Consider the following 6,000-nt stretch of genomic DNA (forward strand, 5'->3'; position numbering starts at 1 on the left):
TCCCAGACTGTGCGTGTTCTGCGTACGGTTTTCAATCGGTCGCAGCGGAGCTTTCAACAGTTCGCGGCCAAAAGGGAAATCATCCCAATCGTCTGGAGCGCCCGCGGTGGCAGACGAGCTTAATCCAATCATTGGGGACAACATGGAATTGCTCGCTTACGGCGTGGACTGGCTCAATCTATTGGTGCGCTGGCTGCATCTCATCACGGGGATCGCGTGGATCGGCGCATCCTTCTACTTCGTCTGGCTCGACAACAGCATACGACCACCGAAGCCGGGTTCCGACCTGGCCAAGAAGGGCGTGTCCGGGGAATTGTGGGCCGTGCATGGTGGCGGTTTTTACAATCCGCAAAAATACCTGGTGTCGCCGGCCGAACTGCCGTCGGACCTGCACTGGTTTAAATGGGAAGCCTACGCGACCTGGATCTCGGGCTTTTCGCTGCTGTTCATCGTCTACTACTTCAACGCCTCGGCGATGATGATCGACCGCTCGGTCGCCGACCTGACGCAATTGCAGGCGATCGGCGTGGGCCTCGGCTCGCTGCTGGTGGGCTGGCTGTTCTACGACACGCTGTGCCGCTCGCCGCTGGGCCAGAAGGATGGCCTGCTGGGCATCATCATGTTCGTGTTCATCGTCGCGATGGCCTATGTGCTGACCAAGTTCCTGAGCGGCCGCGCCGCCTACATCCACGTTGGCGCCATGATCGGCACCATGATGGTCGGGAATGTGCTGATGCTGATCATTCCTGGCCAGCGCAAGCTGGTGGAAGCGATGGAGCAGGGTAAATCGCCCGATCCTATCCACGGCAAGAAGGCCAAGCAGCGTTCCGTCCACAATAACTACTTCACGCTGCCGGTGTTGCTGATCATGATCAGCAACCACTATGCGATGACCTACAGCCATGCCTACAGCTGGGCGCTGCTGGGTGCAATCATCGCCGCCGGCGTGTTGATTCGCCACTTCTTCAACCTGCGCCATCACGGCAAGACCGCATGGCAGTTCCCTGCGGCCGGTGTCGCGATCCTGGCGGCGGTTGCCGTGGGGATCGCACCTCGTCCTGTGGCGGCTCCTGCGCCAGCCATCGCCGGCGATGCCGCCGGTGCGGCCCACGCCAGCGTGGCGGCGCCGGACTTCAACCGGGTGCAGGCGATCGTCAGCCAGCGCTGCGCCAGCTGCCACGCGGCCCAGCCTACACAGCCCGGCTTTGCCACGGCGCCTGGCGGCATCATGCTGCACACGCCTGAGCTGATCCACCAGAACGCGGCCAAGATCAACCAGCAGGCCGTGGTGCTGAAGGCTATGCCGATCGGGAATATGACCAACATCACGCCAGAAGAACGCTCCGAACTCGGTGCGTGGTTCGCCGCCGGCGCCAACTGATAAGAAGACAGATCATGACTACTACCACCATCAATGGTTTCAACCTGACCGCAGCGCAAGTCGTCGCCGTCGCCCGCGACCACGCCATCGAAGTGAACCTGGCCGCATCATCGCGCGCCGCGTTGAAGGAAAGCCGCGACTACATCGAGTCGACCTGGATGCACGACGAAGCGCCGATGATGTACAGCTTTAACACCGGCGTCGGCATGCTGAAGGACACCCGCGTCAAGGTGCAGGACATCGTCCTGTTCCAGACGCAGCTGATCAAGGCCCACGCCTGCGGCATGGGCGAGCCGTTCTCCGAGGAAGTCAGCCGCGCCACCATGCTGTTGCGCGCCAATGCCTTCGCCAGCAACTACTCCGCGCCGCGCGTGGAAGTGGTCGACCGTTTGCTGGCCTTCGTCAATGCCGGCATCCACCCGATCATGCCGCAGAAGGGCTCCGTCGGCGCCTCGGGCGACCTGGCTCCGCTGGCCTACCTGGCGGCCGCCATCGCCGGCTTTGACGAAGCGGAAGTGATGTACAAGGGCCAGCGCATGTCGGCTCCGGATGCGATCCGCGCCTCCAACGTCGGCCCGGTCGTGTTCGAGCTGAAGGCCAAGGACGCATCGGCGCTGATCAACGGCTGCACCGTCTCGCTGGCGGTGGCGCTGTTGGCCGCCTCCGATGCGCGCAACATGCTGTCCGATGCCTGCCTGTCGCTGGGCCTGACGCTGGAAGCGATGCGCGCCGAGATGTCGGCCTTCGATCCGCGCATCCACGAAGCGCGCCCGCACGCGGGCCAGATCAAGACCGCCGCCATCATCCGCGACCTGCTGGACGGTTCCACCCGCACCACGCACGAAGCGCGCGCCGTGCAGTTCCCGGAAGAGCTGCGCCGTACCGACATCCCGTACACCGCCCGCATCCAGGACGTGTACTCGCTGCGTTGCGCGCCGCAGGTCTACGGCCCGGTGTTCGATGCGCTGGACTACATCGACACCATCCTCGACAAGGAAGTGAACTCCGCCACCGACAACCCGCTCATCTTCGGCAAGGACGGCGGCGGCTTCGAGATCATCTCCGGCGGTAACTTCCACGGCCAATACCTGGCGCAGGCGATGGACCTGCTGGCGATGGCTGTCGCGGACCTGGGCAGCATCGTCGAGCGCCGCGTCGCGCGCCTGATCGATCCTACGTTGTCGTGGGGCCTGCCGCGCAACCTGATGTCCGGCGTGCGCGGCGTGAACACCGGCTACCCGGTGATGCAATGCTCGCTCAGCTCCCTGGTGATGGAGAACCGCACGCTGTGCATGCCGGGCAGCGTGGACTCGATTCCGGCCAAAGGCAACAGCGAAGACCACGTGTCCAACTCCACCTGGTGCGCGCGCAAGGCCGCAACTGTGGTGTCGAACACACAGTACATTGTCGGCGTAGAAATGTTATTGGCCTCCCAGGCGCTGACGATGACAGAAAATCTGCTGCCCGGTTTTGTGCTCGGCAAAGGCACGCAGGCGGCCTACGAATCGGTGCGCGCGCAGATCCCGGCCTGCCTCGACGGCGACCGCTGGCTGCACAACGACCTTGAAGTGGCGCGCTCCTTCATCGTGAGCGGCTCGGTGCGCAAGGCCGTTATCTCGAAAATCGGCGAGTTCGTTTAGGAGAGTTAAGACGGGGCTACGCCGCATTCAAATGCGGCGCGCTCCGGCTGTTATAGGTCATAACAGATAGCAGGTATGCCACCGCAGCGATTCCGCACGGTGGCCCCTGAGATAAGGTCTAGGTCGATTGTTCCCATGTTTAGTCGGCGAATGACCAATAAGTAGTTAAAAATAGAACACGGAGACGTTATGTTAATTTTAGAAAAATTCTTCAAGCTGAAAGAGAATGGGACCGATGTGCGCACCGAGCTGGTGGCGGGTCTGACCACGTTCCTGACGATGGCTTACATCATCTTCGTCAACCCCTCCATCCTCGGTGACGCCGGCATGCCCAAGGGCGCCGTGTTCGTCGCCACCTGTATCGCGGCCGCCCTGGGCTGTTTGATTATGGGCCTGTACGCAAACTATCCGATTGCCATGGCGCCGGGCATGGGGTTGAACGCCTACTTCGCCTATGTGGTCGTCAAGGGCATGGGCATGCCTTGGGAGATGGCGCTGGGCGCGGTCTTCATTTCCGGTTGCCTGTTCCTGTTTGTCAGCATCTTCAAATTGCGGGAGATGATCGTCAACGGCATTCCGCATTCGATCCGCACCGCCATCACCGTCGGCATCGGCTTGTTCCTCGGCCTGATCTCGCTGAAAAGCGCCGGCATCGTCGTCAGCAGCCCGGAGACGCTGGTGCGCGTGGGCGACCTGCACAAGGCGCCGACCTTGCTGGCCATCGTTGGCTTCTTCATCATCGTTGCGCTGGACCGCTTGAAGGTCAAGGGCGCGATCCTGATCGGCATCCTGGTCGTGACGGTGTTGAGCTTCTTCCTGGCTGGGAACACCTTCAACGGCATCGTCGACATGCCGCCTTCGCTGGCGCCAACCCTGTTCAAGCTGGACCTGATGGGCGCGCTCTCGGTCGGCCTGCTGAACGTGGTGCTGGTGTTCTTCCTGGTCGAACTGTTCGACGCCACCGGCACGCTGATGGGCGTGGCCAACCGCGCCGGCCTGCTGGTCAACGGCAAGATGGAACGCCTGAACAAGGCGCTGCTGGCCGACAGCACCGCCATCGTCACCGGTTCGCTGCTGGGCACCTCCAGCACCACCGCCTACATCGAAAGCGCCGCCGGCGTGCAAGCGGGCGGCCGCACCGGCCTGACCGCCGTCGCCGTCGGCGTGCTGTTCCTGGCCTGCCTGTTCATCTCGCCATTGGCCGGCGTGGTGCCCAGCTACGCCACGGCGCCTGCGCTGCTCTATGTTTCCTGTCTCATGCTGCGCGAACTGGTCGACATCGACTGGTCCGACACCACCGAAAGCGTGCCAGCCGCCATCGCGGCGCTGACCATGCCGTTCACGTACTCGATCGCGCTTGGCGTGGCGTTCGGCTTCATCTCCTATGCGGTGCTGAAGCTGTTGACCGGCCGTGTGCGCGAAGTGCGTCCAGTGATCTGGGCGATCGCTTGCGTGTTCACCTTCAAGTTCGTCTACCTCGGCGCAGGCTGAGGAACTAACCCCAACGACTGCCTCCCCACCGGCGCGCCCTCACGGCGCCGGCGGGGACAGTCACGTCCCAAAATATGGAAAACTAAAATGAAAACGAGACAAATTCCACAACTGCTGTGCATCGCCTTTTTGAGCCTGGCCGGATCGGCCTACGCCGCCGACTGGAGCGACACCGCCGTCAGCTGGCGCTACGGTAACGACTATCGCGAGCCGTTCAACCCGAAAGACATTTCCAAGAACATCCTGGCGCTGACCCACGTCAGCGGCTACAAGTACGGGACCAACTTCTTCAACGCCGACTTCCTGGTGTCGGACAAAAGCGATCCGGCCTCGCTGACGCAGAAGTCCGGCGCCAACGAAGCCTACATCCTGTACCGCAACACGGTCGACCTGAGCAAGGTGACCGGCAAGGAATACAAGTTCGGCCCGGTGCGCGGCCTGGGCATCACCGCCGGTTTCGACCTCAACACCAAGAACGACGTCGGCTACAACTCGCGCAAGCGCATGTTCGTGGTGGGACCGACTTTTATGTGGAACGTGCCGGCCGGGCACTTCAACACCAGCCTGTTGCTGCTCAACGAGAGCAACGCGCCGAGCGGCGCCTTCCCGCCGATCTCCACCGTCACTGGTCGCTATACCTACAAGACGCATGCGATGCTGTCGTCGGACTGGGGCATCCCGCTGGGTTCGCTGTGGGCCTTCGAGGGCTTTGCGAACTTTATCGCGGCCAAGGGCAAGGACGAAGTGGGCAACGATACCGGCGCCGAGACCAATATCGACATGCAGCTGATGTTTGACGCGGGCGCCGCGATGGGCCACGCGAAGAACACTTTCCGCGTCGGCGTCGAGTATCAGTACTGGCGCAACAAGTTCGGCAACACCTCGGCCACCACCGGCGGCCAGGGCTATGTGGCCAAGACGCCGATGATACGGGCGGAGTATCACTTCTAAGCATCCGCAGTCGAACTACCGAGAGGCAGCCGTGAGGCTGCTTTTCTATGTGCGCCCGGCAGGGCGCACTCACTTGGAGGTGAAAGTCCTCTACTCGCCCGGCGAGGGGAAGAGTTAGCTGAACGGCAAGGGTGTCGAGGGCGACCGCGAATCTGGAGGAAGCCGAAGGCAAAGCGCTGGCCTGACGAACAGGAAGCGGATACGAGGCGACGCAGCCGGATGATGTGTCATATACCGCCAAAGTCCAATACTTGCACGGAAGGCTGCGGCGTATATCCGACGGGCATAAGCGTGAAGGTGGGTGCGCCATACCCGGGGAGATCTGCATGTGTGCCTCGGTGCTACCGACATTGAGAGATGTCGGGATGCGTGTGCAGAAGTCAGCAGATGGCATAGTAGGTCGAGGCCAAGGCGGCGAGCCGACGAGAACCTGACCGAAGGCCGGAACACTGAACAACGCTGTCAGTGGGAACCCAATAATCCCCACCTGTGGGAATTGAATTTTCCCCACCCATTTTTGAAGGAGCTCAAAAATGG

General features: G+C 62.0%; 4 protein-coding genes. All 4 read left to right on the plus strand.

Annotated elements, in window-relative coordinates:
* The first annotated feature begins 142 nt into the window (after positions 1 to 142).
* Positions 143 to 1,381: a urate hydroxylase PuuD gene (locus AC1RMD_RS19660; RefSeq protein WP_492928509.1), complete on the plus strand. Its 1,239-nt coding sequence runs from the start codon at positions 143 to 145 to the stop codon at positions 1,379 to 1,381.
* 14 nt (positions 1,382 to 1,395) lie between these two features.
* Positions 1,396 to 3,021, plus strand: a complete 1,626-nt coding sequence (locus tag AC1RMD_RS19665) for an HAL/PAL/TAL family ammonia-lyase (protein WP_492928512.1) — start codon at positions 1,396 to 1,398, stop codon at positions 3,019 to 3,021.
* A gap of 189 nt (positions 3,022 to 3,210) precedes the next feature.
* On the plus strand, positions 3,211 to 4,512 hold the full coding sequence (locus AC1RMD_RS19670) for an NCS2 family permease (protein ID WP_332851887.1): 1,302 nt from the start codon (positions 3,211 to 3,213) through the stop codon (positions 4,510 to 4,512).
* An 87-nt stretch (positions 4,513 to 4,599) separates the two neighbouring features.
* The gene (locus tag AC1RMD_RS19675; protein WP_492928515.1) at positions 4,600 to 5,463 is read left to right on the plus strand and encodes an outer envelope protein; all 864 of its coding nucleotides are present in this window, start codon (positions 4,600 to 4,602) and stop codon (positions 5,461 to 5,463) included.
* Positions 5,464 to 6,000: the final 537 nt, after the last annotated feature.

This window comes from Duganella sp. GW822-FHT06D06 (genome assembly GCF_058799615.1).

What these genes read in the sequence shown, in the direction of transcription:
- AC1RMD_RS19660 (WP_492928509.1), top strand. Translation starts at nt 143, where the DNA reads ATGGAATTGCTCGCTTACGGCGTGGACTGGCTCAATCTATTGGTGCGC.
- AC1RMD_RS19665 (WP_492928512.1), top strand. Translation starts at nt 1,396, where the DNA reads ATGACTACTACCACCATCAATGGTTTCAACCTGACCGCAGCGCAAGTC.
- AC1RMD_RS19670 (WP_332851887.1), top strand. Translation starts at nt 3,211, where the DNA reads ATGTTAATTTTAGAAAAATTCTTCAAGCTGAAAGAGAATGGGACCGAT.
- AC1RMD_RS19675 (WP_492928515.1), top strand. Translation starts at nt 4,600, where the DNA reads ATGAAAACGAGACAAATTCCACAACTGCTGTGCATCGCCTTTTTGAGC.